29 protein-coding genes and 1 other annotated feature are annotated in these 26,902 nt (G+C 57.4%); of the genes, 16 read left to right on the plus strand and 13 right to left on the minus strand.

Annotated features, from left to right (window positions below):
• Nucleotides 1-54: 54 nt before the first annotated feature.
• Entirely contained in the window at nt 55-987 is a 933-nt protein-coding gene (pfkB, locus tag P349_RS20420) for a 6-phosphofructokinase II (RefSeq protein WP_024909433.1), read from the minus strand.
• Between the two features lie 295 nt (nt 988-1,282).
• On the opposite strand from pfkB, the gene P349_RS20415 reads away from it, so the two are divergent.
• Nucleotides 1,283-2,041 (plus strand): DUF481 domain-containing protein, encoded by a 759-nt coding sequence (locus P349_RS20415; protein WP_029740435.1) that lies wholly within the window; start codon nt 1,283-1,285, stop codon nt 2,039-2,041.
• A gap of 80 nt (nt 2,042-2,121) precedes the next feature.
• On the opposite strand, the gene yniD is transcribed toward P349_RS20415, so the two are convergent.
• Complete coding sequence (yniD, locus tag P349_RS26170) at nt 2,122-2,229, minus strand: small membrane protein YniD (RefSeq protein ID WP_008500658.1); 108 nt, start codon at nt 2,227-2,229, stop codon at nt 2,122-2,124.
• A gap of 98 nt (nt 2,230-2,327) precedes the next feature.
• Nucleotides 2,328-2,600 carry a stress response membrane protein YncL gene (gene yncL / locus P349_RS26970; RefSeq protein WP_081758184.1) on the minus strand — a complete coding sequence of 91 codons (273 nt, stop codon included), beginning with the start codon at nt 2,598-2,600 and terminating at the stop codon, nt 2,328-2,330.
• Between the two features lie 142 nt (nt 2,601-2,742).
• Here yncL and thrS point away from each other — a divergent pair, with 142 nt between their 5' ends.
• From thrS to selO, 14 genes are all read left to right on the plus strand, one after another.
• Nucleotides 2,743-4,671: a threonine--tRNA ligase gene (gene thrS / locus P349_RS20405; RefSeq protein ID WP_008500657.1), complete on the plus strand. Its 1,929-nt coding sequence runs from the start codon at nt 2,743-2,745 to the stop codon at nt 4,669-4,671.
• A 3-nt stretch (nt 4,672-4,674) separates the two neighbouring features.
• A complete protein-coding gene (gene infC, locus P349_RS0124055; RefSeq protein WP_023616141.1) occupies nt 4,675-5,217 on the plus strand; it encodes a translation initiation factor IF-3 in 543 nt (180 codons plus the stop codon).
• Nucleotides 5,218-5,314: 97 nt separating this feature from the next.
• Entirely contained in the window at nt 5,315-5,512 is a 198-nt protein-coding gene (gene rpmI, locus P349_RS20400; RefSeq protein ID WP_003030583.1) for a 50S ribosomal protein L35, read from the plus strand.
• A 51-nt stretch (nt 5,513-5,563) separates the two neighbouring features.
• A complete protein-coding gene (rplT, locus tag P349_RS20395; protein WP_000124850.1) occupies nt 5,564-5,920 on the plus strand; it encodes a 50S ribosomal protein L20 in 357 nt (118 codons plus the stop codon).
• Between the two features lie 117 nt (nt 5,921-6,037).
• Nucleotides 6,038-6,162 (plus strand) — a sequence feature (Phe leader region).
• Nucleotides 6,043-6,087 (plus strand): pheST operon leader peptide PheM, encoded by a 45-nt coding sequence (pheM, locus tag P349_RS26575; protein ID WP_001386830.1) that lies wholly within the window; start codon nt 6,043-6,045, stop codon nt 6,085-6,087. It overlaps the preceding feature by 45 nt.
• Before the next feature lie 62 nt (nt 6,163-6,224).
• Entirely contained in the window at nt 6,225-7,208 is a 984-nt protein-coding gene (gene pheS, locus P349_RS20390) for a phenylalanine--tRNA ligase subunit alpha (RefSeq protein WP_032650942.1), read from the plus strand.
• 15 nt (nt 7,209-7,223) lie between these two features.
• Entirely contained in the window at nt 7,224-9,611 is a 2,388-nt protein-coding gene (gene pheT / locus P349_RS20385) for a phenylalanine--tRNA ligase subunit beta (protein WP_032650943.1), read from the plus strand.
• A 4-nt stretch (nt 9,612-9,615) separates the two neighbouring features.
• Nucleotides 9,616-9,915, plus strand: a complete 300-nt coding sequence (gene ihfA, locus P349_RS20380) for an integration host factor subunit alpha (RefSeq protein WP_003857805.1) — start codon at nt 9,616-9,618, stop codon at nt 9,913-9,915.
• 103 nt (nt 9,916-10,018) lie between these two features.
• A complete protein-coding gene (gene btuC / locus P349_RS20375) occupies nt 10,019-10,999 on the plus strand; it encodes a vitamin B12 ABC transporter permease BtuC (RefSeq protein ID WP_032650944.1) in 981 nt (326 codons plus the stop codon).
• Nucleotides 11,000-11,033: 34 nt separating this feature from the next.
• Nucleotides 11,034-11,585: a glutathione peroxidase gene (locus tag P349_RS20370; protein ID WP_032650945.1), complete on the plus strand. Its 552-nt coding sequence runs from the start codon at nt 11,034-11,036 to the stop codon at nt 11,583-11,585.
• Nucleotides 11,585-12,340, plus strand: a complete 756-nt coding sequence (gene btuD, locus P349_RS20365) for a vitamin B12 ABC transporter ATP-binding protein BtuD (protein ID WP_032650946.1) — start codon at nt 11,585-11,587, stop codon at nt 12,338-12,340. The genes P349_RS20370 and btuD overlap by 1 nt, the downstream gene beginning before the upstream one ends.
• Nucleotides 12,341-12,414: 74 nt before the next feature.
• A complete protein-coding gene (locus P349_RS20360) occupies nt 12,415-12,879 on the plus strand; it encodes a C40 family peptidase (RefSeq protein WP_023335377.1) in 465 nt (154 codons plus the stop codon).
• 293 nt (nt 12,880-13,172) lie between these two features.
• Complete coding sequence (locus P349_RS20355) at nt 13,173-13,889, plus strand: EAL domain-containing protein (RefSeq protein WP_032650947.1); 717 nt, start codon at nt 13,173-13,175, stop codon at nt 13,887-13,889.
• A 61-nt stretch (nt 13,890-13,950) separates the two neighbouring features.
• Entirely contained in the window at nt 13,951-15,393 is a 1,443-nt protein-coding gene (selO, locus tag P349_RS20350; protein WP_032650948.1) for a protein adenylyltransferase SelO, read from the plus strand.
• Between the two features lie 43 nt (nt 15,394-15,436).
• Here the strand turns inward: selO and P349_RS20345 are convergent, their stop codons facing one another.
• Genes P349_RS20345 through P349_RS20325 form a run of 5 tightly spaced genes read right to left on the minus strand, consistent with a single transcriptional unit; the run spans nt 15,437 to nt 20,211 of the window.
• Nucleotides 15,437-16,207 carry a 3-hydroxybutyrate dehydrogenase gene (locus P349_RS20345; protein WP_032650949.1) on the minus strand — a complete coding sequence of 257 codons (771 nt, stop codon included), beginning with the start codon at nt 16,205-16,207 and terminating at the stop codon, nt 15,437-15,439.
• A 10-nt stretch (nt 16,208-16,217) separates the two neighbouring features.
• Complete coding sequence (locus tag P349_RS20340; protein WP_202963021.1) at nt 16,218-17,612, minus strand: GntP family permease; 1,395 nt, start codon at nt 17,610-17,612, stop codon at nt 16,218-16,220.
• A gap of 41 nt (nt 17,613-17,653) precedes the next feature.
• Nucleotides 17,654-18,835 (minus strand): acetyl-CoA C-acetyltransferase, encoded by a 1,182-nt coding sequence (locus P349_RS20335; RefSeq protein WP_032650951.1) that lies wholly within the window; start codon nt 18,833-18,835, stop codon nt 17,654-17,656.
• 9 nt (nt 18,836-18,844) lie between these two features.
• Nucleotides 18,845-19,501, minus strand: a complete 657-nt coding sequence (locus P349_RS20330; protein ID WP_032650952.1) for a CoA transferase subunit B — start codon at nt 19,499-19,501, stop codon at nt 18,845-18,847.
• 2 nt (nt 19,502-19,503) lie between these two features.
• Nucleotides 19,504-20,211: a CoA transferase subunit A gene (locus tag P349_RS20325; RefSeq protein ID WP_032650954.1), complete on the minus strand. Its 708-nt coding sequence runs from the start codon at nt 20,209-20,211 to the stop codon at nt 19,504-19,506.
• Between the two features lie 140 nt (nt 20,212-20,351).
• Here P349_RS20325 and P349_RS20320 point away from each other — a divergent pair, with 140 nt between their 5' ends.
• Nucleotides 20,352-21,245: a LysR family transcriptional regulator gene (locus tag P349_RS20320; RefSeq protein WP_032645461.1), complete on the plus strand. Its 894-nt coding sequence runs from the start codon at nt 20,352-20,354 to the stop codon at nt 21,243-21,245.
• On the opposite strand, the gene P349_RS20315 is transcribed toward P349_RS20320, so the two are convergent.
• The 5 genes from P349_RS20315 to P349_RS20295 are packed head-to-tail and all read right to left on the minus strand — an operon-like array spanning nt 21,242 to nt 26,870.
• Complete coding sequence (locus P349_RS20315) at nt 21,242-22,021, minus strand: heme ABC transporter ATP-binding protein (RefSeq protein ID WP_032650956.1); 780 nt, start codon at nt 22,019-22,021, stop codon at nt 21,242-21,244. The two genes, P349_RS20320 and P349_RS20315, sit on opposite strands and share 4 nt — an antisense overlap.
• Complete coding sequence (locus P349_RS20310) at nt 22,014-23,006, minus strand: FecCD family ABC transporter permease (RefSeq protein WP_032650957.1); 993 nt, start codon at nt 23,004-23,006, stop codon at nt 22,014-22,016. The genes P349_RS20315 and P349_RS20310 overlap by 8 nt, the downstream gene beginning before the upstream one ends.
• A complete protein-coding gene (locus tag P349_RS20305) occupies nt 23,006-23,827 on the minus strand; it encodes a heme/hemin ABC transporter substrate-binding protein (protein WP_032650959.1) in 822 nt (273 codons plus the stop codon). Before P349_RS20305 ends, P349_RS20310 begins: the two co-directional genes overlap by 1 nt.
• Nucleotides 23,824-24,852, minus strand: a complete 1,029-nt coding sequence (gene chuS / locus P349_RS20300; RefSeq protein ID WP_032650961.1) for a hematinate-forming heme oxygenase ChuS — start codon at nt 24,850-24,852, stop codon at nt 23,824-23,826. The genes P349_RS20305 and chuS overlap by 4 nt, the downstream gene beginning before the upstream one ends.
• Nucleotides 24,853-24,887: 35 nt before the next feature.
• Nucleotides 24,888-26,870: a TonB-dependent hemoglobin/transferrin/lactoferrin family receptor gene (locus P349_RS20295; protein WP_032650963.1), complete on the minus strand. Its 1,983-nt coding sequence runs from the start codon at nt 26,868-26,870 to the stop codon at nt 24,888-24,890.
• Nucleotides 26,871-26,902: the final 32 nt, after the last annotated feature.

Consider the following 26,902-nt stretch of genomic DNA (forward strand, 5'->3'; position numbering starts at 1 on the left):
GTTTGGCGACTCAGAGCGGACATTCCCCTCCATAAGGATGAAGGGGAACAGGGGTTAATTTCGGGACAGGTAATCGACGATTTTTTGCGTATCGGCCAGCGAACAGAGACGCGTGCCCTGGTTGATGGTAGCGGCGCTACCCGCCGCCACGCCGTAGCGCGTCATCTCCAGCAGTGACGCGCCCTGCGCCAGTTTTAGCGTCATCGCGCCTACCATGCTATCGCCCGCACCAACCGTGCTCTGGCTCTTCATCGGCGGTGGGACAACCTGAACGGACGACGTTTCATCGACGGCCAGCGCCCCCTGAGGACCAAGGGAAACGACTACGCGTCGCGCTTTGCCGCTGCGTACCAGCTCCTGCGCGGCGGTGCGAACATCATCAGGCTGCGTCAGTTCGCGGTTGACCAGCGCGCTTAGCTCTTTCTGGTTGGGTTTGACCAGCTCAAGATTGCCCGGCACCAGGGCCGCCTGCAGGGCCTCGCCGCTGCTGTCAACAATGCAGCGGATGCCGCGTTTCTGTACCGCCTGAATCAGCGCCGTTAATTTTTCCGTGCTGACGCCGGGCGGGAGGCTGCCGCTTACCACCAGCAGCGCGCCGCTCTCTATCGTCAGCACTTTCTCTTCAAGCTGACGAAACTCGTCATCGCTAAGTTTCGCACCCGGCATGACAAAACGGTACTGCTCGCCGCTGGACTCCACGTGGACATGCAGGTTTTGCCGCGTCCAGTCTTTGGCCTCGACGGTCTCTACGGCTACCTGTTCATCTGCCAGCAGAGAGACCAGATGTTCACCGGTGGCACCGCCTGCGGGGAAAATTGCCGTAGCTTTGCCGCCGAGGTGGGTAATAGCACGCGCCACGTTGATCCCGCCGCCGCCGGGCTCAAATACCGGGGCGCTACAGCGCAATTTACCTTCCGGGTAAATCTGCGGCGTCAGGGTGGCGGAATCCAGGGAAGGGGAGAGCGTCAGGGTATAGATAGAAACCATCATTACCTCCTTTTAGTATGGGTTCTTATTAGCCTGGCACCATTTGACAGGAAGGCAATGTAAATAACAGTATGATTTTAAATATGAATACTGACAAAAAGTGAGACGGGGGATATATAAAATAAAACGCTTTTTGAGATCGTTCTTATTCAAAAAATGAAATAAGAAAACATTGCTATGTTATTTGCGGCTTTTTATAATTTGTTACCTTTCTCTGGACGCCTTGTCATTGATCCTCAAGAAAGATTCCGGGACCGTGTGGTCTCTTTTTTTGTTGTACGGACTCCTTAATAAAATGAAGCTTTTAAAGACAGTGCCCGCTGCACTGATGCTGGCGGGTGGCGTGTTTGCGGCTATGAACGCGACCGCTGATGATACCGTTTTTACTGTCATGGACGATCCTTCCACCGCGAAAAAACCGTTTGAAGGTAACCTCAACGCCGGATACCTGGCACAATCCGGTAACACGAAAAGCTCTTCTCTGACGGCGGACAGTACGCTCACCTGGTACGGCAACACCACCGCCTGGTCTCTGTGGGGTAATGCCAGCAACACTTCCGCTAATGACGAACGTTCTTCCGAGAAATATGCGGTAGGCGGACGTAGCCGTTACAACATGACCGACTATGACTACCTGTTTGGACAGGCAAGCTGGTTAACTGACCGTTACAACGGTTATCGACAGCGCGATGTGTTCACCGCCGGTTATGGTCGCCAGTTCCTGAACGGTCCGGTACACAGCCTCCGTTTTGAATTCGGTCCGGGTGTGCGTTATGACGAGTACACCAATGGCGATACCAAAACCCAACCGCTCGGTTACGCTTCCGGTACCTATGCCTGGCAGATGACTGACAACACCAAATTTACCCAGGGTGTTTCCGTATTTGGTGCCGACGACACGACGCTGAACTCTGAGACGGCGCTGAACGTGGCCATTAACGAACACTTTGGTCTGAAAGTCGCCTACAACGTGACCTGGAACTCTTCACCACCAGAATCTGCGCCGGATCATACCGACCGCAGAACCACGGTTTCACTGGGTTACAGAATGTAATAAAAGCGGGCCGATGTTGATGTCGGCCCGTTTATTGTCTGTGGCTATTTGACGTCCCTTCTGATGACCTGTCTTCGCCCCTAGCCCCAAATCATTGCCGCCCAACGGAGTAGCAGCATTGCGCCGCAGATGGCAATCAGCACCAGCACCATTTTCCAGTGTTTTACGGCAAATCGTTTTGTTGGCATAACCTAATCCTTGTTCGTTGATACCCACAGTCTACCAAACAGGGCCGAAATATGCCCCTTCTCGGAATCGATTGGGTTATGCCAGCGCAGGGTACGGCTCAGAACCAGTGGAATCGTTCGGCGAGAATCAACAATAAACCTGTGGCGGAAAGGAGATTCAATATCACAACCGTTCTGCTGGATACGTTCATGGTATGCACCTTTGGGTTTAAGGACCTGTTCAAGAGTAGCTCAGCATCTTCGAAATGCGAGCGCAGGGGAGAAGCAACCTGCAAATTCGTACGAAAGTGCCAGCCCATCAATCTGGCCGCAGAGGGTGCAATCTCCTTTGCGTTAGTGTTAACATTACGTCGCTTGCCGTAAATCCACATTAATCTGAATTCGGCAGGTGAATGATGACGAACCAATTTGACGATTGTTGGTCAGATGGTGTCGTAATCTATTGTCAAATCACGATTATTTTCTTTGTATATGCTCTTATGTGTGGGGCATCACTGCAAATAAGGATATAAAATGCCTGTAATTACTCTTCCTGATGGCAGTCAACGCCATTTCGACCGTGCTGTTAGCCCAATGGATGTTGCCCTGGACATTGGTCCTGGTCTCGCGAAAGCGACTATCGCTGGCCGTGTGAACGGTGAGCTGGTGGATGCCTCCGATCTGATCGAAAACGATGCGACGCTTGCCATCATCACCGCGAAAGACGAAGAAGGTCTGGAGATCATTCGTCACTCCTGCGCGCACCTGTTAGGCCATGCCATCAAACAGCTGTGGCCAAACACCAAAATGGCGATCGGTCCGGTTATCGACAACGGTTTCTACTACGACGTTGACCTCGACCACACCCTGACTCAGGAAGATATCGACGCGCTCGAAAAACGCATGCACGAGCTCGCCGAAACCAACTATGACGTCATCAAGAAGAAAGTCAGCTGGCACGAAGCGCGTGAAACCTTCGTGAAGCGCGGCGAGAGCTACAAGGTCTCTATTCTTGACGAAAACATTTCGCATGATGACAAGCCTGGCTTGTACCATCACGAAGAATACGTCGACATGTGCCGTGGACCGCACGTGCCGAACATGCGCTTCTGTCATCACTTTAAGCTGATGAAGATCGCAGGCGCCTACTGGCGTGGCGACAGCAACAACAAGATGTTGCAGCGTATTTATGGTACCGCGTGGGCCGATAAAAAAGCCCTGAACGCGTACCTGCTTCGTCTGGAAGAGGCGGCGAAGCGTGACCACCGTAAAATCGGCAAGCAGCTTGACCTGTACCACATGCAGGAAGAAGCGCCGGGTATGGTGTTCTGGCATAACGACGGGTGGACTATCTTCCGTGAACTGGAAACTTTCGTACGCTCCAAGCTGAAAGAGTACCAGTATCAGGAAGTGAAAGGCCCGTTCATGATGGACCGTGTGCTGTGGGAAAAAACCGGCCACTGGGACAACTACAAAGATGCGATGTTCACCACCTCGTCTGAGAACCGTGAATACTGCATCAAGCCAATGAACTGCCCGGGCCACGTTCAGATCTTCAACCAGGGTCTGAAATCCTACCGCGACCTGCCGCTGCGTATGGCGGAGTTCGGTAGCTGTCACCGTAACGAGCCATCAGGTGCGCTGCACGGTCTGATGCGTGTTCGTGGCTTTACGCAGGATGATGCGCATATCTTCTGTACTGAAGATCAGGTCCGTGACGAAGTTAACGCCTGTATTCGTATGGTCTACGATATGTACAGCACCTTTGGCTTCGAGAAGATCGTGGTCAAACTCTCAACGCGTCCGGAAAAACGTATCGGTAGCGATGAGACCTGGGATCGCGCAGAAGCGGATCTCGCCGTGGCGCTGGAAGAGAACGGCATTCCGTTCGAATACCAGCTGGGCGAGGGCGCATTCTACGGCCCGAAAATTGAATTTACCCTGTATGACTGCCTCGACAGAGCTTGGCAGTGCGGTACTGTACAGCTGGACTTCTCCCTGCCGCAGCGTTTAAGCGCCTCTTATGTTGGCGAAGACAACGAGCGTCAGGTACCGGTAATGATTCACCGCGCAATTCTCGGTTCTCTGGAGCGCTTCATCGGCATCCTGACCGAAGAGTTCGCTGGCTTCTTCCCAACCTGGCTTGCGCCAGTGCAGGTCGTGGTGATGAACATTACCGATTCTCAGGCGGATTACGTTAAAGAATTGACGCAGAAACTACAAAATGCGGGCATTCGCGTAAAAGCAGACTTGAGAAATGAGAAGATTGGCTTTAAAATCCGCGAGCACACTTTACGTCGTGTCCCGTATATGTTGGTCTGTGGTGATAAAGAGGTGGAAGCAGGCAAAGTTGCCGTTCGCACCCGCCGTGGTAAAGACCTGGGCAGCCTGGACGTAAGTGAAGTGATTGAGAAGCTGCAACAAGAGATTCGCAGCCGCAGTCTTCAACAACTGGAGGAATAAGGTATTAAAGGCGGAAAACGAGTTCAAACGGCACGTCCGAATCGTATCAATGGCGAGATTCGCGCCCAGGAAGTTCGCTTAACAGGTCTGGAAGGCGAGCAGCTGGGGATTGTGAGTCTGAGAGAAGCAATCGAAAAGGCTGAAGAAGCTGGAGTAGATTTAGTTGAAATCAGCCCTAACGCCGAACCGCCAGTTTGTCGTATCATGGACTACGGCAAGTTCCTTTATGAAAAGAGTAAGTCTTCTAAGGAACAGAAGAAGAAGCAAAAAGTTATCCAGGTTAAGGAAATCAAATTCCGTCCTGGTACCGACGATGGCGATTATCAGGTAAAACTCCGCAGCCTGATTCGCTTTCTGGAAGATGGCGATAAGGCCAAGATCACACTGCGTTTCCGCGGTCGTGAGATGGCCCACCAACAGATTGGTATGGAAGTGCTTAACCGCGTCCGTGACGATCTGAGTGAACTGGCAGTAGTCGAATCCTTCCCTACGAAGATCGAAGGCCGCCAGATGATCATGGTGCTCGCTCCTAAGAAGAAACAGTAAGGCCTTCAAGCAGCAAAATCTGTGGAGCCTTCGGGTTTCATAGGTTTTGTTCGCCTATGTTTCGTTTATTTAACAATGCGAAGTGGAAGTTATTAAGATGCCAAAAATTAAGACCGTACGCGGTGCTGCTAAGCGCTTCAAAAAAACCGGTGGTGGTGGATTTAAGCGTAAGCACGCAAACCTGCGTCATATTCTGACCAAAAAATCTACTAAGCGTAAACGTCACCTGCGTCCAAAAGGCCTCGTTTCTAAAGGCGATCTGGGTCTGGTTATCGCGTGCCTGCCGTACGCATAAGCCGTTAACGTTTAATTTTTTTACTAAGAATATAGATACAGGAGAGCACATATGGCTCGCGTAAAACGTGGTGTAATTGCACGTGCACGTCACAAGAAAATTTTGAAACAAGCTAAAGGCTACTACGGTGCGCGTTCACGCGTATACCGCGTTGCCTTCCAGGCTGTTATCAAAGCAGGTCAGTACGCTTACCGTGACCGTCGTCAGCGTAAGCGTCAGTTCCGTCAACTGTGGATTGCGCGTATCAACGCAGCAGCACGTCAGAACGGTATTTCTTACAGCAAATTCATCAACGGCCTGAAAAAAGCCTCTGTTGAAATCGACCGTAAGATCCTGGCTGACATCGCAGTATTCGACAAAGTAGCGTTCACCGCTCTGGTCGAAAAAGCGAAAGCAGCACTGGCATAAGCCAGTTGAAAGAGGGGGCTTTGCTCCCTCTTTTCATTTAACACCATCAGAAGATTGACATTTATCCGTCCAGGCTTTTGAATAAGGTCTTAACGGTTTTTACCCAACAAGGTAACGCAAGCATGAATGCTGCTATTTTCCGCTTCTTCTTTTACTTTAGCACCTGATTTCAGGAGGCTAGCGCGTGAAAGATGAAACGAAAAACAGCGCCAGATAAGCCTCCCGATGGAGGCTTTTTTTGTGCCTGAATTTGAGAGAATAACTCCACCAAATCGGTGTCTGCACCGACATAATGAGGAAAATCATGTCACATCTCGCAGAGCTGGTTGCCAGTGCAACAGCCGCCATTAATCAGGCCTCAGATGTTGCCGCGTTAGACAATGTCCGCGTCGAATATCTTGGGAAGAAAGGGCACCTGACCCTTCAAATGACAACCCTGCGTGAGCTGCCGCCAGAAGAACGCCCGGCAGCGGGTGCGGTGATTAACGAAGCCAAAGAGCAGGTACAGCAGGCGCTGAACGCGCGCAAATCCGAGCTGGAAAGCGCGGTGCTGAATGCGCGTCTGGCCGCAGAGACGATCGACGTTTCTCTGCCGGGTCGCCGTATCGAAAACGGCGGTCTGCACCCGGTTACCCGCACCATCGATCGCATTGAAAGTTTCTTCGGTGAGCTCGGCTTTACCGTGGCGACTGGCCCGGAAATCGAAGATGATTACCATAACTTCGACGCCCTGAACATTCCTGGCCATCATCCGGCACGCGCTGACCACGACACTTTCTGGTTCGACGCTACGCGTCTGCTGCGTACCCAGACCTCCGGCGTTCAGATCCGTACCATGAAGGATCAGGAGCCGCCAATTCGCATTATCGCGCCGGGCCGCGTCTATCGTAACGACTACGATCAGACCCACACCCCAATGTTCCACCAGATGGAAGGTCTGATCGTTGATAAAAACATCAGCTTTACCAACCTGAAGGGCACGCTGCACGATTTCCTGAACAACTTCTTTGAGGAAGATCTGCAGGTTCGTTTCCGTCCTTCCTACTTCCCGTTCACCGAACCGTCTGCAGAAGTTGACGTGATGGGTAAAAACGGCAAATGGCTGGAAGTGCTGGGCTGCGGCATGGTGCATCCAAACGTGCTGCGCAACGTGGGTATCGATCCGGAAGTTTACTCCGGCTTTGCCTTCGGCATGGGCATGGAGCGTCTGACTATGCTGCGTTACGGCGTGACCGACTTACGTGCATTCTTCGAAAACGATCTGCGTTTCCTCAAACAGTTTAAATAAGGGCAGGACAGAACAATGAAATTCAGTGAACTGTGGTTACGCGAGTGGGTGAACACCACGCTGGACAGCGAAGCGCTTTCTAACCAGATCACCATGGCGGGTCTGGAAGTGGACGGCGTTGAGCCGGTTTCAGGTGCATTCAACGGCGTGGTCGTCGGCGAAGTGGTAGAGTGCGGTCAGCACCCTAACGCTGACAAACTGCGTGTAACAAAAGTGAACGTGGGCGGTGACCGTCTGCTGGATATCGTCTGCGGTGCGCCAAACTGCCGCCAGGGCCTGAAGGTGGCGGTGGCGACCGTCGGTGCGGTGCTGCCGGGCGATTTCAAAATTAAAGCGGCTAAGCTGCGCGGCGAGCCGTCTGAAGGCATGCTGTGCTCCTTCTCCGAGCTGGGTATTTCCGACGACCACAACGGCATCATTGAGCTACCGCTGGATGCGCCAATTGGCACCGATATCCGTGAGTACCTGAAGCTTGATGACAACACCATCGAAATCAGCGTCACGCCAAACCGTGCCGACTGCTTAGGGATCATCGGCGTGGCGCGCGATGTTGCCGTGCTGAACCAGACCGAACTGAATGCGCCGGACATTGCGCCGGTTGAAGCGACCATCAGTGACGTGCTGCCTATTCAGGTTGACGCTGCGGATGCCTGCCCGCGCTACCTCGGTCGCGTGGTGAAAGGCATTAACGTAAAAGCGCCAACCCCGCTGTGGATGAAAGAGAAGCTGCGTCGCTGCGGTATCCGCTCTATCGACGCTGTGGTTGACGTGACTAACTACGTTCTGCTGGAGCTGGGCCAGCCAATGCACGCGTTCGATAAAGATCGTATCGACGGCGGCATCGTTGTGCGCATGGCGAAAGAGGGTGAAACCCTGGTTCTGCTGGACGGCAGCGAAGCGAAACTGAACGCCGACACCCTGGTGATTGCTGACCACAGCAAAGCGCTGGCAATGGGCGGTATCTTCGGGGGCGAGCATTCAGGCGTGAACGACGAGACGCAAAACGTCCTGCTGGAATGCGCGTTCTTCAGCCCGCTCTCTATCACCGGTCGCGCACGCCGTCACGGCCTGCATACCGATGCCTCTCACCGCTACGAGCGTGGCGTTGACCCGGCGCTGCAGTATAAAGCGATGGAACGTGCGACTCGCCTGCTGATCGATATCTGCGGCGGTGAAGCGGGCCCGGTTATCGACGTCACCCACGAAGCGACCCTGCCGAAGCGTGCCACCATTACCCTGCGCCGCAGTAAGCTGGATCGCCTGATTGGTCACCACGTTGCCGATGCGCAGGTGACCGACATCCTGACGCGTCTGGGCTGCGAAGTGACCGAAGGCCAGGACGAGTGGAAAGCCGTTGCGCCATCATGGCGTTTCGACATGGAAATTGAAGAAGATCTGGTGGAAGAAGTGGCCCGCGTTTACGGCTATAACAACATCCCTGACGAGCCTGTCCAGGCAGGTCTGGTGATGGGCACCCACCGTGAAGCCGACCTGTCCCTGAAGCGTGTGAAAACCATGCTGAATGACAAAGGCTACCAGGAAGTGATCACCTACAGCTTTGTGGATCCAAAGCTGCAGCAGCTGATCCACCCGGGCCAGGAGGCGCTGATCCTGCCAAGCCCAATCTCCAGCGAAATGTCCGCGATGCGTCTGTCTCTGTGGACGGGCCTGCTGGGCACTGTCGTTTATAACCAGAATCGTCAGCAAAACCGCGTGCGAATTTTCGAAAGCGGTTTGCGCTTTGTACCGGATAATCAGGCAAATTTAGGCATCCGTCAGGATCTCATGCTGGCTGGCGCCATCAGCGGCAACCGCTATGAAGAGCACTGGGACCTGGCAAAAGGCACGGTTGATTTCTACGATATGAAGGGCGATCTGGAAGCAATTCTGGATCTGACCGGTAAATTATCTGAAATTGAATTCCGCGCAGAAGCCATCCCGGCACTGCATCCGGGCCAGAGCGCAGCTATCTATTTAGACGGCAAACGCGTTGGTTTTATTGGAGTTGTTCACCCTGAGCTGGAGCGCAAGCTGGACCTGAACGGCCGTACCATCGTGTTCGAGCTGGAATGGAACCCGGTGGCTGACCGCGTTATTCCTCAGGCTCAGGACGTCTCCCGCTTCCCGGCAAACCGCCGTGATATCGCGGTTGTGGTCGCGGAAAATGTGCCCGCAGCAGATATTTTGGCCGAATGTAAGAAAGTTGGCGTAAATCAGGTAGTTGGCGTAAACTTATTTGACGTGTACCGCGGCAAGGGCGTAGCAGAAGGTTTCAAGAGCCTCGCTATTAGCCTTATCCTTCAGGATACCAGCCGTACACTCGAAGAAGAGGAGATTGCCGCTACCGTCGCCAAATGTGTAGAGGCATTAAAAGAGCGATTCCAGGCATCATTGAGGGATTGAACCTATGGCGCTTACAAAAGCTGAAATGTCAGAATATCTGTTTGATAAGCTTGGGCTTAGCAAACGGGATGCCAAAGAGCTGGTAGAGCTGTTTTTCGAAGAGATCCGTCGTGCTCTGGAAAATGGTGAGCAGGTAAAACTCTCCGGTTTTGGCAATTTTGATTTGCGAGACAAAAACCAACGTCCGGGCCGCAACCCGAAGACGGGGGAAGATATTCCCATTACAGCCCGCCGCGTGGTGACCTTCAGACCCGGCCAGAAGTTAAAAAGCCGTGTCGAAAACGCAACGCCCAAAGCAGAGTAATATGAACTAACTAAAAAGGCCGCCCACGCGGCCTTTTTTCTTTGCGCTCTCCGGCAAACCCGCCGTAAAATCAATTACATCTCACGCTACTAAAACCGTACACATGCTTGATTATGCCCATCGCCAGCACCGTTCCGATAAGCGTCGCCTGCTTTTGCTGGTGCTATTGCTCATTGTCGCCGCGGCCGTGAGCCTCTGTGCCGGAGACCGATGGATAGGGCCTGAAAGCTGGTGGGGGCCAGACGGGCAGCTCTTCGTCTGGCAAATTCGCCTGCCGCGCACCGTCGCGGTGGTTCTGGTGGGGGCCGCGCTGGCGCTGTGCGGCACCATTATGCAGGCGTTGTTCGATAATCCGCTGGCGGAGCCCGGGCTGCTTGGCGTGTCGAACGGGGCAGGCGTGGGGCTGATTGCGGCGGTGATGCTGGGCGGGGGAGAACTCTCCGGATGGAGTATTAGCCTGAGCGCTATTCTCGGCGCATTGCTGATCACAGCGATCCTTCTTCGCTTCGCCAGACGGCACTTATCGACCAGCCGTCTGCTGCTTGCTGGCGTGGCGCTGGGGATCATCTGTAGCGCGTTGATGACCTGGGCGGTCTACTTCTCAACATCCTTTGACTTGCGTCAGCTGATGTACTGGATGATGGGCGGCTTTGGGGGCGTTGACTGGCATCAGGGCTGGCTGATGGCGCTGCTGGTACCGGTCATCGTGTGGGCTGCCCTGCAGGCGCAGCCGCTGAATATGCTCGCGCTGGGTGAAACCTCTGCCCGCCAGCTCGGCATGCCGATTGGGTTCTGGCGTAATGTGCTGGTGATCGTCATTGGCTGGCTGGTTGGCGTCAGCGTGGCCCTGGCGGGCGCGATCGGTTTTATCGGGCTGGTTATTCCGCACATGCTGCGTCTGTGTGGCCTCACGGACCATCGGACTCTGCTTCCGGCCTCGGCGGTCGCCGGGGCCGTCACGCTGCTGGTGGCCGATATCATCGCCCGGCTAGCCCTGACGGCCGCAGAGCTGCCGATTGGCGTGGTGACCGCCACGCTGGGCGCGCCGGTCTTTATCTGGCTACTATTAAAAGCTGGACGTTAAATCAACTAGCCGTAAGACAACCTGAGGGAATGCTATGCAGTCAACTATCCTGAATACTGAAGTGACCACCATTGACGGCGAGAAAACCACGCTGGAAGGCTACAAAGGCAACGTGTTGCTTGTCGTCAACGTGGCATCCAAATGTGGCCTGACGCCGCAGTACGAGCAGCTGGAAAACATTCAGAAGGCCTGGGAGAAAGGCGGTTTCACCGTTCTGGGCTTCCCGTGCAACCAGTTCCTCGGCCAGGAGCCGGGCAGCGAAGAGGAGATCAAAACCTTCTGCAGCACCACCTATGGCGTGACGTTCCCGATGTTCAGCAAAATCGATGTCAACGGTGAAGACCGCCATCCGCTGTATGCGAAGCTTATTGCTGCCGCGCCGAAGGCCGTTGCGCCGGAAGGAAGCGGTTTTTATGAACGCATGGCCAGCAAAGGCCGCGCGCCGCTTTACCCGGACGATATCCTGTGGAATTTTGAAAAATTCCTGATTGGTCGCGACGGCCAGGTCGTTCAGCGCTTTTCGCCGGATATGACCCCTGAGGATCCGATCCTCATGGAATCGATCAAGCTGGCGCTGGCGAAATAATGTCATTGCTGATGCAGCTCACGGACGTTGCCGAGAAGGGGCGTCTGGAGGCGATATCCGGTGCCGTCAATGCGGGAGAAATTCTGCATCTCGTCGGGCCAAACGGTGCGGGGAAGAGTACGCTGCTGGCACGGATGGCAGGCATGACCAACGGAGAAGGGCAGATAACGCTGCTGGAGCATACGCTCGCCGACTGGTCGCCGGTCTCGCTGGCGCATCGGCGCAGTTACCTCGTGCAGCAGCAGATGCCGCCCTTTGCGATGCCGGTCTGGCACTATCTGATGCTGCATTTGCACGACAAACAACAAACGTCACTGCTGACGGACGTGGCCGCGGCTCTGGGGCTGGAAGATAAACTGTCCCGGCACGCCAGCCAGCTTTCCGGCGGAGAGTGGCAGCGGGTTCGCCTGGCGGCTGTCATCCTTCAAATCCACCCGGCCGGCAATCCTCACGGGCGGATGCTGCTTCTCGATGAGCCCATGAGCGGTCTGGACGTGGCGCAGCAGGCGGCACTGGATACGCTGTTAAGCACCCTGAGCCGAAAAGGCATTGCCGTGGTGATGAGCAGCCATGACCTCAACCACACCCTGCGTCATGCCCACCGGGTATGGCTGCTCTCGAAGGGAAAGATGATTGCCAGCGGTGCGCGGGATCTGGTTCTTACGCCACCCCATCTTGCCCGCGCGTATAACATGTCGTTCCGCAGGCTGGATATAGAAGGACATAAGATGCTGATTTCTACCGGGCAGGTGTAACCGTTTCTTGCCTGTGAGCACAATTGCACGCTAAATTACGAAAAGAACAATAAAAGCAGAGGATTCGTCTGAAAATGCGATTCTGGTTTCTCCTGATGGCCACACTCTTTCTTGCGGGATGCAGTAGCCATCGTGCGCCGCCGCCTAACCCACGGCTTTCAGATTCGATCACCGTTATTGCCAGCCTTAACGATCAGCTGAGCAACTGGCGCGGCACGCCTTATCGCTACGGCGGCATGAGCCGCGGCGGTGTGGATTGCTCCGGCTTCGTTCTGATGACGTTTCGCGATAAGTTTGATTTACAGCTTCCGCGCGAAACGCGCAAGCAGGCAGAAATCGGCACTGAAATTGATAAAGACGATCTTCTCCCCGGAGACCTGGTTTTCTTCAAAACTGGTTCGGGTGAAAGCGGTCTTCACGTGGGCATATATGATACAGACAATCAGTTCATTCACGCCTCGACCAGTCGCGGGGTGATGCGCTCCTCTCTTGATAATGTTTACTGGCGTAAAAATTTCTGGCAGGCACGACGTATATAGTCTTTGTCGGATACTTCTCTTATGACGGCATGGTAAGAATAAATCATGCCGTTTTTTCTCAAATAAGATGCTTAAAGTTAAATTTACCTAAAATTAGCGAATCCTGCATGTGTCTGTTTTATCTAAAACTGGCTATTATTCTGCAACCAGGATAAAATTATTTTAGATTCAGGGATAAATCTGAAAATTAATACGGAACTAATGAAATTAATCTTATTAAAATCAAGACAGTGGAATTGTGTCGGCAATTGCTCCAGGATGTCCTCTCTCATCTTTAATGCGGGGCGAGTGCAATGATTATTACGCTAGATAATGCTTACCAGTCTGAACTGCTGCTTCTGCCTGCCCGTAATAGCGCAGGTGAGCTGAAAGGTTTAGAAATTCTGGTTAACTTTACTGGCGTCGGCAGCAATGTGCGGATCCCCACTGAGCTTGTTATCCCTCGGCTTTCAGCGGCTGAAGAGTTAGCGCTGTTTGACGAAAAACTGCAATTGCTTGATACCTGTAAACTGTTTTTTATTCAGCATCAGTTAATTGCATGGATCAATATTACACCTGCAATAGTTGAATTTTTATTAAGTAATGGAAACGCTGTTTCAATCCTTGAGCGTTATCCGTTTCTTGAGTTTACTGTTAATGAGAATTATCCAGGTTTAAATAACGGAAAGGACGACCTGCAGCTGGCGAGAATGGCAATCCATTTCCCGTTGGTCCTGGCAAACTTTGGTGCAGGCGCCGCCTCGCTCAAAGCGGTCTATGATGGATTATTTAAACGGGTCATTCTTGATAAAGGATTCATTCAGCAGCGTGCCCTGGAGCTCTCTTTTGAGCCTTTTATGCGCGCCATCCTCTGGCAAATCACGCAGCACTGCCAGTCAGTGATTGTCTCGGGCATTGACGACCACGGCCTGTTGCAGCGCGTTTTGTCCTTCAATTTTGGTGCAATGCAGGGGGCTCTCTGGCCAGCCGTCTCTGCAGAACACGTCACTACGCTGGTTCAGCAGCGATAACCCTTGCTTTCGCCCGTGTTTAAGTCCGGGTAAACCCTCTACACTAAAAGCAGGAGGACTTATGACCCTGTCTTTTACTGCTCACTGGCATGACGAGTTGCCTGGCTTTTATACCGCACTCAAACCTACACCGTTACACAATTCACGCCTTATCTGGCATAACGATTTGCTGGCTGAAGAACTGGCTATTCCGCCTGAGCTGTTTCAGCGTTCAGAGGGCGCTGGCGTCTGGGGCGGTGAAACGCTTCTTGCCGGTATGCAGCCTCTGGCTCAGGTCTATAGCGGACATCAGTTTGGCGTCTGGGCGGGACAACTGGGCGACGGCAGGGGGATCCTGCTCGGCGAACAACAGCTTCCCAACGGGGAGACGGTTGACTGGCACCTGAAAGGCGCCGGCCTGACTCCCTATTCGCGGATGGGCGACGGGCGCGCGGTACTGCGTTCAACGATTCGCGAGTGCCTGGGCTCCGAGGCGATGCATGCCCTGGGTATCCCCACCACCCGCGCGCTGTCGATCGTGACCAGCGATACCCCGGTTATGCGTGAAACCGTGGAAAAGGGTGCAATGCTAATGCGTATCGCGCAAAGCCATTTGCGCTTCGGTCATTTTGAGCATTTTTACTATCGTCGCGAGCCGGAAAAGGTGCGCCAGCTGGCTGACTTTGCCATTCGTCACCACTGGGCACATTTGCAGGACGAGGCGGATAAATACGTTCTCTGGTTCAGGGACGTGGTGGCTCGTACCGCAACCCTGATTGCCCGCTGGCAAACGGTAGGCTTTGCCCATGGCGTGATGAATACGGACAACATGTCGCTTCTCGGGTTGACCTTTGACTACGGTCCTTTTGGCTTCCTGGATGATTATCAGCCTGGGTACATCTGCAACCACTCCGACTATCAGGGGCGCTACAGTTTTGACAATCAGCCCGCGGTGGGCCTGTGGAACCTGCAGCGGCTTGCACAAACCCTGTCGCCGTTTATCGACGTTGATGCCCTGAATGATGCCCTCGACAGCTATCAGGAGATCTTGCTGCGGGAATATGGCACGCTGATGCGCAACAAGCTGGGGCTGGTGACGCAGGAGAAGGGCGATAACGACATCCTCAATGGCCTGTTTGCCCTGATGGCGCGCGAGGGCAGCGATTACACGCGCACCTTCCGGATGCTGGGGCAGACGGAGCAGTACAGCGCCGCCTCGCCGCTGCGCGATGAGTTTATTGACAGACAGGCGTTTGACGACTGGTTTGCATCCTACCGCACGCGGCTGCAGCAGGAGCAGGTGGATGACGCCGCCCGCCAGACGCAGATGAACGCCACGAACCCCGCGATGGTGTTGCGCAACTGGCTGGCGCAGCGGGCGATTGAGCAGGCAGAGCAGGGCGAGTACGACGAGCTACACCGTTTGCACGTGGCGTTGCGCACGCCGTTTGCCGATCGGGACGACGACTACGTCAGCCGCCCGCCTGACTGGGGCAAGCGGCTGGAGGTCAGCTGCTCAAGCTAGCGATTTTTGCCGGGCGGCGGTGTCGCCTAACCCGGCCTGAACATCACTGCGCGACCCAGCCGCCATCCATATTCCACGCGGCGCCGCGAACGTTCACGGCGATGTCGCTACACAAAAACAGCGCCAGTTCGCCCAGCTGCTCCGGGGTGACAAACTCGCCCGAAGGCTGTTTTTCTGCAAGGAGCAGATCGCGAGCCTGCTCCGGCGGTACGCCCTCAGCGATACGTTTGTCGATCTGCTGCTGCACCAGAGGCGTCAGCACCCAGCCGGGACAGATCGTATTGGCGGTAATGCCGGTGCGCGCTGTTTCCAGCGCCAGCGATTTTGTAAAGCCCACTACGCCATGCTTGGCGGCCACGTAGGCCGACTTCTCTTTTGACGCGACCAGCCCGTGAACGGAGGCGATATTAATGATGCGCCCCCAGTTTTTTTCGCGCATGGCGGGCAGCGCCAGCCGGCTGGTATGAAACACCGAGGAGAGATTAATGGCGATAATGTCGTTCCATTTCTCCACCGGAAACGCGTCAACCGGGGCGACATACTGTATCCCGGCATTGTTGACAAGAATGTCCACGCCGCCAAACTGCGATTCGGCGTAGCGCATCATGGCTTCAATTTGCAGCACGTCACGCAGGTCTGCATCGTGATAGCCCGGCTTTTTGCCCAGTTGCGCAATCTCTTCTCGTGCTGATTCGCTGTCGCCGAAACCGTTGAGGATCAGCTGCACCCCGGCCTTCGCCAGCACGCGGGCGATCCCCAGACCAATGCCGCTGGTCGAGCCTGTCACCAGTGCGGTCTTACCGTTCAGATTCATCTTTCTCTCCTTACACAATGCCGGTCAGATAGAACACGGCAATGACAAAAAGCACTGCCAGACTTTTAATGATGGTGATAGCGAAAATGCCGCCGTAGGCCTGGCGATGGCTCAGGCCGGTAATCGCCAGCAGAGTAATCACCGCGCCGTTATGGGGCAGCGTATCCATACCGCCGCTCGCCATTGAGGCCACGCGGTGCAGCACCTCAAGCGGGATATTGGCGACGTGGGCGGCGGCGACAAACGAGTCGGCCATGGCGGCGAGGGCAATACTCATCCCGCCGGACGCCGAGCCGGTGATCCCCGCAAGCACCGTCACGCTGATGGCTTCATTCAGCAGCGGATTCGGAATGGCCGCCAGCGCGTGAGATAACACCAGAAAACCGGGCAGGGCGGCGATAACCGCGCCGAAACCGTATTCCGAGGCGGTATTCATCGCCGCCAGAATGGCACCGCTCACCGCGGTCCGACTGCCTTCAGCCAGACGCCCCCGGATATTGCGAAAGCCAAAAATCAGCACCAGCACGATACCTGAGATCAGTGCCGCTTCCACGGCCCAGATGGCGGTGATCTTGCTCACCTCGGTCACAATCGGTTTCGCCAGACCTGGCAGCGTAAGCTCGTGGGTCGTGCCGTACCAGCCGGGGATCCAGCGGGTAAACAGCAGGTTCAGTATGCCCACTACCAGCAGCGGGGAGATAGCAATCAGCGGGTGAGGGAGATTAATGTTGTCCGGCGTCTCCGGTTCATTTTTCAGTTCCGTGCCGTAACCCTCGTTGTTGCTGAGCGCCTTACGACGCTGGCGCTCCAGCCAGAGCAGGCCAAAACAGATAATAAACAGCGAGCCAATCAGCCCCAGCCACGGCGCGGCCCAGGCGTTGGTACCAAAGAAGCTGGTGGGGATAATGTTCTGGATCTGCGGCGTGCCGGGCAGGGCATCCATGGTAAACGAAAATGCCCCCAGCGCCACGGTGGCCGGTATCAGCCGTTTAGGGATGCCGCTCTGGCGGAACAATTCCGCGGCGAACGGATAAACCGCAAACGCCACCACGAACAGCGACACGCCGCCGTAGGTTAACAGCGCGCACACGAGAACAATTACCGGGATCGCGTGGCGACGGCCGAGGATCTGAATCGCCGCAGCGACGATGGACCGTGAGAAACCGGAAAGCTCAATCAGTTTGCCAAACACCGCTCCCAGCAGGAAAACCGGGAAGTAGAGCTTGACGAAGCCGACCATTTTTTCCATAAACAGGCCGGTAAACGTCGGGCCGACGGCGCCCGGGTCGGTCAGCAGCACGGCGCCGAGCGCCGCAATCGGCGCAAACAAAATCACGCTGTATCCGCGATAGGCCGCCAGCATCAGCAGCGCCAGCGCCGCCAGGGCAATTAATACACTCATCACGACTCCTCACTGTCATTATTATTCGGGTACCAACGAGATGTTTAACGCTCAACGGTCAGGGCAATGCCTTGCCCGCCGCCTACGCACAGGGTGACGAGCCCTTTTTTAACGTCACGGCGCTGCATTTCGTGCAGCAGCGTCACGAGGATGCGGCAGCCGGAGGCGCCAATCGGATGACCGAGGGCGATAGCGCCGCCGTTAACGTTCACCTTTTGCGCATCCCAGCCGAGCTGCTTGCCCACCGCCAGCGCCTGGGCGGCAAAGGCTTCATTGGCTTCAATGAGGTCCACGTCATCGAGCGTCCAGCCCGCCCGCGCCAGCGCGGTCTGACAGGCGCTGACCGGACCGATGCCCATCACCGACGGGTCAACGCCCGTCACGGCGTAACTCACGATGCGACCGAGGATCGGCAACCCGCTCTCCCGCGCCTTTTCACCACTCATCAGCAGCACCGCAGCGGCGCCGTCGTTGAGCGTGGAGGCATTTCCCGCCGTGACCGTGCCTTCCTCCTGCAAAAAGGCGGGGCGCAGCTGCGCAAGCTGCTCAGCGCTGGTCCCTGGCCGGGGCTGTTCGTCACGGCTGACGATAAGCGGCGGTTTTTTACCCTGTTTCACCGTCACCGGCGCTATCTCGGTGTCAAAGCGACCCGCTTCGATGGCGGCGGCCGCTTTTTGCTGCGACCGGGCGGCAAAGGCGTCCTGCTGCTCGCGGGAAATGTCATTCTCACGGGCGACGTTTTCAGCGGTGCTCCCCATGTGGTAATCGTTGAACGCGTCCCACAGACCGTCGGTAATCATGCTGTCCTGCAGGCCCGTATGGCCAAAACGCAGCCCTGAACGTGCGCCGTCCAGCAGATAAGGGGCATTGCTCATGCTCTCCTGACCGCCAGCGATAACCACATCCGCGTCGCCGCAGCGGATCGCCTGCGCGGCGAGCTGCACCGCTTTCAAGCCCGCACCGCAGACCAGGTTGACCGTTGTTGCTGGAGTGCAGACGGGCAATCCGGCGTTGATGGCCGTCTGGCGCGCAGGGTTTTGTCCGCATCCCGCCGTCAGCACCTGACCGAAAATCACCTCATCTATCGTCTCAGCTGGAAGACCGCTGTTCTCCAGCAGACGACTCACCGCTATGGCCCCCAGCTCAACCGCTGAAAGGGAAGATAGCGATCCGCGAAAACTGCCAATGGGGGTTCGCGTTGCCCCGACAATCATGACCTCTTTCATCGTGAGCCCTCAGCTGAAGCGCATCTCGCGAACGTCGTCCGCCACAATTAATTTCCCGGCGGTCTTAGCCGCAATGTCGTCGATACTGACGCCGGGGGCGTATTCCCGCAGGATGAACGCGCCGTCCGCGATCTCGAGCAGCGCGAGGTCGGTTAAGACCCGGCGGATGCAGCCCGCGCCCGTGAGCGGCAGCGTGCAGCGCGACAGCAGCTTTGACTCACCGCTTTTTGACGCGTGGGTCATTACCACAATGATGTTCTGCGCCCCGGCGACGAGATCCATCGCGCCGCCCATGCCCTTCACCATCTTTCCGGGGATCATCCACGAGGCGATATTGCCCTCGACGTCCACCTCAAACGCGCCCAGCACGGTCAGGTCAACATGGCCGCCGCGGATCATCGCAAACGACTGGGCCGAGTCGAAAATGGCCGCGCCTGTCCGTGCGGTCACGGTCTGTTTACCGGCGTTGATCATGTCGGCGTCGAGGCTCTGCTCGTCAGGAAAAGCCCCCATCCCCAGCAGTCCGTTTTCCGACTGGAGCATCACATCCATCCCGTCCGGAATGTAGTTCGCCACCAGGGTGGGGATACCAATCCCCAGGTTGACGTAATACCCGTCGCGTAGTTCGCGGGCGACTCGCATGGCCATCTGTTCACGGGTTAACATCGTCACACTCCTTCCGTGCGCAGCGTGCGCTGTTCAATGCGTTTTTCAAACTGGCCGACAATCAGCCTGTCGACGTAAATTCCCGGGGTATGAATGGCCGACGGGGGCAGCTCGCCCGGGGGAACAATCTCTTCCACCTCGACGACCGTTATCCTGCCCGCCGTTGCCATCAGCGGATTAAAGTTTTGCGCGGTATGCCGGTAGACGACGTTGCCGTACCAGTCCGCTTTCCAGCCCTTGATCAGCGCGAAATCACCGGTAATGGCCTCTTCGAGGATGTAGTGCTTACCGGCAAACTGGCGCACGTCTTTGCCAGCAGCCACGGGGGTGCCATAGCCGGTAGCCGTGTAAAATGCCGGAATACCCGCACCGCCCGCGCGCACCTTTTCCGCCAGCGTGCCCTGAGGCGTGAGTTCAATCTCCAGTTCACCGCTCAGCACCTGCCGCTCGAACAGCGCGTTCTCGCCGACGTAAGAGGCCACCACTTTGCGAACCTGCCGCGTTTCGAGCAGGAGCCCGAGACCGAAACCGTCCACGCCGCAGTTGTTTGATACCACCGTCAGATCTTTCACCTGACGGCGTCTGACCTCTGCAATCAGGTTCTCCGGAATCCCGCACAGGCCGAAGCCGCCCGCCAGCAAAGTCATCCCGTCCGTCAGCCCATCCAGCGCCTGCGCATAGCTGTCGACGCGCTTATCCAGTCCCGCCATCGTCATTCCTCCTCTTAACCGTGGCGGTATCATTAGGGGCGGCGACTCATTTGTTAATTTTGAATTTGTGACCCACTCATTTGGTTTTTTTATTAATTTCCTGTTAACTAAATTTTTTCAATTAGTTAACAGGATGAAAAATGAGAATGAGTGTCAAACAGTTACGCGCGTTTTTAGCGGTAGCTCACACTCTGAATTTCGCCCACGCCAGCGAACGGCTGAATCTCTCCCAGCCGGCCCTGAGTCTGACGATTAAAGCGCTGGAGGATGCGCTGGGCGGACCGCTGCTGCAGCGGAGCACGCGCAAGGTCGCGCTGACGCAGGAGGGCGAGACGTTTTTGCCGATGGCGCGGCAGCTGCTTGCCGACTGGGATAATGTCGAAGAGGCAATGCACCAGTGCTTTACCCTGCAGCGCGGTAAAATCTCTGTCGCGGCGATGCCGTCGTTTGCCGCGAATGTTCTGCCCGAGGTGCTAAAAGCGTTTCGCGATCGCCATGCCGGGATCAACGTCACCGTGCATGACGTGATTAACGAGCAGGTGATTGAGATGGTGCGGGAAGGGCGGGTCGAGATGGGCATCGCCTTTGAGCCCGCGCCCACGCACAACCTGCTGTTTACCCCGCTGGGTCTCGACCGGTTTGTTGCCATTGTGCCGAAAGATTCCCCGCTGGCGGGCAAAAAACGCCTGACATGGGAAGCGCTGCTGACGCTGGATTTCATCACCCTGCAGCGCCCCTCTGCGGTGCGTCTGATGATGGAAGAGGAGCTGGCGCGAAGCGGCAGAAAGCTGGACGTCGCGCTGGAGAGCCATCAGCTGGTGACGGTCGGGCGGATGGTCGCAAGCGGGCTGGGCGGCAGCGCCGTCCCGGCGCTGTGCAAGACGCAGATGGCGTCGCTGGGCGCGGTCTGTATTCCGCTGGACAGCCCGCCTATTGAAAAGTGTATCGGAGTGATCCATCCCGGGCACACGCAGCTTTCAAAAGCGGCGCATGCCCTGCTGGAAACGCTGAAGGATTTTTACCAGCCCGATTAAGGGGCGAGAAACACCTGCGGTGCGGCGTGAGCCGGGTGCCTGCCGACGTGAACCTGTGCGCCGTACCAGCGCGCCAGCGCATCGGCCTGCAAAACGGTTTCCGGCTCTCCCTGGGACACGATCCTGCCGCTGTGCAGGAGCAGGATGCGATCCGCCCACAGCGCTGCCAGGTTGAGGTCGTGCAGCACCGTGCAAACGTGCAGATGTCCCCGGCTGGTCAGGGATTTCAGCAGGCGCAGGAGATGCTGCTGGTGATAGAGATCCAGCGCAGAGGTGGGTTCATCAAGAAACAGCCAGCCGCGCGGCGCACCGTCGCACCAGAGCTGAGCCAGCGCGCGGGCGAGCTGAATGCGCTGCTGCTCGCCGCCGGAGAGTGCGGCAAACTGCCTGCCCGCCAGCGGTAAACAGCCGGTGATGGCCATAACCTCCTCAATAACCGACGCTTCTGGCGTGCGGGTCCAGGGCGCTCGCCCCATACCGACCACCGCCTCAGCCGGCCAGTCAAATCCGAGCTGCGTGTTCTGGCGCATCACCGCCCGGTAGCGGGAGAGCCTGTCCGGCTGCCAGGCCGCAAGCGGTGTGCCCGCCAGGCTGCACCGTCCGCCCGCAGGTTTAAGGTAGCCGGTCAGCAGCCGCAATAGCGTTGATTTTCCGGCGCCGTTGGGGCCAATCAGCGCCACCAGCTCGCCCTGAGATAAGGTCAGCGACACGTCGTTAATCAGCGTGCGCTGCCCGACGCGAAAAACAAGGTTTTCTGCACAATAGCGCTCAGCCATGCGCACCTCCGCGACGAAAGATAAGCCACAGGAACCACGGCGCGCCGAGAAGGCTGGTCAATAAGCCAACCGGCATTTCCGCCGGGGCGACCAGGCTGCGCGCCAGCGTATCGGCAACCAGCAGGAGCAGCGCACCGGCCAGCACCGAGCCGGGGAGCACGGCCCGATGGTCGGCCCCCAGCCACATGCGCACCAGGTGCGGCACCACCAGGCCGACAAAGCCGATCACGCCGCTGACCGCCACGGCGGCGGCCACCAGCAGGGCGCTGCACAGCAGCAGGATCCGCTGCACGGCGGCAACCTCCACGCCGAGGTAGTGCGCCTCTTCATCGCCCAGCTGCAGCAAATTCAGGGCGCCTGCCAGACGCCAGATCGCCAGCGCGGTGGGGAGCATCAGCGACGCGACGGCCAGCAGCGTTGACCACTGCGCCAGGCCGAGGCTGCCCATTCCCCAGAGCGAAAGCTGGCGAAGCTGGGCATCATTGCTGAGCCATGACAGCACGCCGACGGCCGCGCCGCACAGGGCGTTGATGGCAATGCCTACCAGCAGCAGGCGCGACAGGGAAGCGTCACGCTGCCGGCTGAGCAGGAAAATCACGACGGTGGCGGCCAGCGCGCCGAGAAACGCCGCCAGCATCGGGGCATACAGCATTACCAGGGCAGGCAGCGAGAGCGGAAGCACCACCCATAGCGCAACGGCGAGCGCCGCGCCGCTGCTGATGCCGAGCAGGCCCGGGTCCGCCAGCGGGTTGCGGAACAGCCCCTGCATCACGCAGCCTGCCAGCGCCAGTGAACCGCCGATCGCCAGCGCCAGCAGCACGCGAGGCAGGCGGATAGTCAGCCAGATTTGACGCAGCGCCTCGTCGCTACCGTCCCACAGCAGGCTGGCCGGCAGGTGTAATGCCCCAACCCCGGTCGCTGCGAGCGTCATGACGGTCAGGATCGCGGTCAGTATCCATAACGATAAGGCTATCCGCCGGGACATCAGGGCAGTTGCTCCGCTTTGGCACGCAGCTGCCGGATGGCTTCCGGCGTTCGCACGCTGAAGCCCAGCAGCGCCATATCGTCAATCGCCAGCACCTGCCTGTTCCGTCCTGCCGGGGTTTGCGCCAGACCGGGCAGTTTCCACAGATTCGCTTCACCACCAAGGGCGTTGATCCCGTCCTGCGATATCACCACAAGGTCAGGCTGGCTGGCGATCGTGCCCTCCTGAGACAGCGGCTGATAGCGGGTGAACCCCTGCATGGCGTTCTGCAGACCCGCCGCACGAATGGCCGCGTCCGCGCCGGTCTGTTGTCCGGCAGCCATGGCGGTCATCCCGCCGTGGTTGAGAATAAACAGCACCCGCTTATTGAGCGGTGACGTGGGAAGCGCCGACAGCACCTGGCGCAGCGTGCTGCGCAGGACCTCTCCCTCGGCCTCTCGGTGCGTCGCTTCAGCGACGATCCGCACCTTTTCGTCAATGACGTTCAGGTCATTACCGGCAGGAACAGCGATTACCCGGACGTGGCTTTGCTCAACCTGCTTTAGCGCCAGAGACGGCTGTGCCTGGGCGCTGGCCAGCACCAGCGTGGGGCGCATGGACAAAATCCCCTCCGCATTGAGCTGGCGCAGATAGCCCACGTCAGGCAGTGAATTCGCCGCCTGCGGCCACTGGCTGGTGCTGTCGCGGGCCACCAGCGAAGACGCCGCGCCGAGGGCGTAGACAATCTCGGTGACGTCGCCGCCGAGGGTAACGATTTTCTCCTGCGGCGCAGCAGACGCCAGCAGGGGCAGGGCGCCGAGCAGGGCAAGCCATCGTTTCATGCCGCCAGCCCTTTCGCCGTTAAGGCGTCAATCTGGCTGCGCCACTGGCTCTGCTCCGGTTCGCCTTCCGTACGCTGGCCGTACAGCTGGGCGATTTGCGTTCCATCGGCGGCAAACAGCTCCAGGCTGGTGACATGCCCGTCAGCCGTCGGTTTGCGCGTGACCCACGTCTCCGCAATGGAGCCTTCAAGCAGATGCAGGGTAAAGGTTGGGTTAAAGATGTTCAGCCAGCCTTTCATCGGCGTCAGCTTTTCCACCGCGCCGGTGAAAATCTGCACGCAGCCGCGGTTGCCTACGAAGACCATGATTTCGTTACCGTCCCGGCGCGCCGTTTCCAGCAGCTGCGCCAGCGCGGTGTTTTCTACCCGGCAGGCCAGATCGTCAGCCGCCAGGCGAAACGCCTGCTGGCGGCTGAGGTTATGGCGCTTGAGCAGGTTGAAGAACTGATGAACGTCGGTCATGGCGCGCCACTCTTTGTCTACCAGCGCGGCATCCGCGTTTTCAGCATGAGCCGGTGCATCGGCCATCTTCAATGCCAGCGGCGGGTTGTCGGCAAAGATAAAGCGGGTCAGCACGTCGCCCCAGGCGGAAAGGTCGGTGTTATCCGTGGCGTAGACCTTCAGCAGGGCATCGCCCTGGTGATCGAAGAACTGAATGCTCTGCCGCTCGCCGCGGGCGGTGGCTTCACTGATGTGAAACGCGCTCGCCCACTGGTTGAGGAACAGGCGCAGATCCAGCGCGCGCGGGTTCAGCACCAGCCCGGCGTGGCCGTTCAGGTGCTGGTTAGTGAAGTTCCCGACCTGTTCGTGAACGGCGTAGTCGTTGCGGCAGATACATTTGGTTTCGCCCACCGCCTCCAGCGCGCCCAGGATCTCGCGGATATCACCGCGCAGTCGCCAGGCGTCGTGACCCACGCGGGCAAAGGTCAGCTCTGCTTCACTGATGTTCATTAACCCCGCGACGTCGCGCGCGTACTTACCCGGATTGGCTTCTTTTAGCTCAAGCCAGCGCGTGTAGTGATTCATTGTCTCTTCCTTCTGAAAAGTTGCCCCGAAGGGAATTACCACTGATAGCTTACGAAAATCTTCCCGTTACGGCCGTCCTGCGGAATGCCCTGAGGTGACCAGTACGCTTTGTCGAAGGCGTTGCCGAGTACCAGCGTGGTGGTCACGCCTTTGAGCCGTTCCTGGCCCTTATAGCTGACATAGAAGTCGTTGACCGCATAGCCCGGCTGCTTGCTGTAGCTGCTGCTGATATGCGTTGAGCGATCGACAAAGGTCCCAATCCAGCCGACGGAGAACCCGCTTTGCGCCACCGGAACGTCCAGCTTGCTGGTGACGGTATCCGGGTTGATGCTGGAGATGTACTCGCCCGTATCGGTGTCTTTCCCGCGCGTGCGGTTATAGGCCAGGTCGAGGCTGAAGAGGTCGGCCGAGTATTTTGCCATCATGTCCCAGCCCCAGATTTTGGCGTTCGGGACGTTATAAGACATGGTGGTTGCCGCCGCGAAATCGACGGTGGTGGAGATATAGTCTTTGGCTTTGGTATCGAAATAGCTGGCTTTAAACTCCAGCGCATCGTTGGCAAGCATCAGATCGTCAAAGCGCAGGCCAAAACCAAACTCCTGCGTTTCGTTGGTTTCCGGGCGCAGGTTCGGGTTCGGCACCCAGTAGTTGGTATAGAAGCGGCCGATGGAGAAGTGTTTGGCGTCGTTATACATCTCGCCCATGGTCGGCGCGCGGAAGGCCTGCGCGTAAGAGCCAAACAGCATCAGCCAGTCGGTCGGGCTGACGGTTAACCCGGCGCGGGATGACCACTTATCGGCATCCACATCGTTGTAGCCGTCGCTGCTGCCGCGGTAGTTGTCATAGCGCGTGCCGCCCAGCAGGGTAACAGGCAGATCGCGCAGGGTGATCTCATCCTGCAGCCAGCCGGAGCTGAAGTCGATTTTCGCCTCCGGGAAGCCGGTGGTTGCCCCGCCCGGATGCTGCTCCTGACGATAGTATTCTCCGCCGTAGGTCAGAAGGTGTGCTGCAACGGTGTCGCTGAACAGGCGGGTGCGGTTTTCCACCTTGCCGCCTTTGGTGGTCTGCTTGCGGAACTCGCCGCTGCTGTCGATATTCTGGGCATTAATGCGCGCTTCGGACCAGTAAACTTTCGCGTCGGCGTTCAGCCAGTCGTTACCTTCCGGGGCGATGCGGTAGCCCACCTGCGCGTCACGCTGAATGGTGGAGCGATCGGTCATCGGGTTGCTGCTGTCCGCCCCGGTGGTTTGCGGGTTTTTCGGCTCCTGAGCGGCGTTATTGTAGTAGCGCAGGGAGCCGCTCAGGGTCTGGGCTGGGTCGAGTTTCCAGCTGCCTTTCGCCAGCATGTTGTTGATGGATTCGTCGTTAGGGGCGGTTGCTCCGTCGCTCTGGCGGATATCGCCGCGATCCCGGCTGGACCAGGCCACCAGACCGTCCAGGGTGTCGGTGCGGCCGTAGGCGCTGGCCCCCATCCCGAGGCTGTGATCGCCTGTCGCGCCTGTTCCAAACACGCGGTAGCCGCTGTTTTTACCCGGTTCGAGCAGATCGCTGGCGTCGGCGGTGTCATAGGAAATCACGCCGCCCAGCGCGCCGCTGCCGTACAGCAGGGCCGACGGGCCGCGAACCACTTCGATACGTTTAATCAGTGCCGGATCGAGGAAGGTGCTGTTCAGGTGGCCGGTATCGGTCCCCTGGCGCACGCCGTCAACCAGCACCAGCACGCCGCGACGGTCATAGCCGCGCAGGTTGACGTCCTGCCCGTTGGTGCGCCCGGTGCCGTCCAGCGTCAGACCGGGGACGTTACGCAGCAGGTCGGCCGCCGAGCTGGCGGTTTGTTTCTCCGGCGCGCTGGCGTCAATCACGCTCACCATCATGGGGGCTTCAAAGGCGCTGCGGGCGTTGCCCGTGGCGGTGACGGTAATGTCGTCTGTGGCGGCGAACGCGACGCCCGGCAGGGTGCTGACAATCGCCAGCGCCAGAAGTGACGGACGTAAAGATGCGGAAGGCAGGTGTGGCATAGCAACTCTCCATAAGAAGTGAAAAGCGCTGG

It is taken from the genome of Enterobacter sp. DC4, assembly GCF_000568095.1.
Lineage (GTDB): Bacteria > Pseudomonadota > Gammaproteobacteria > Enterobacterales > Enterobacteriaceae > Enterobacter > Enterobacter pseudoroggenkampii.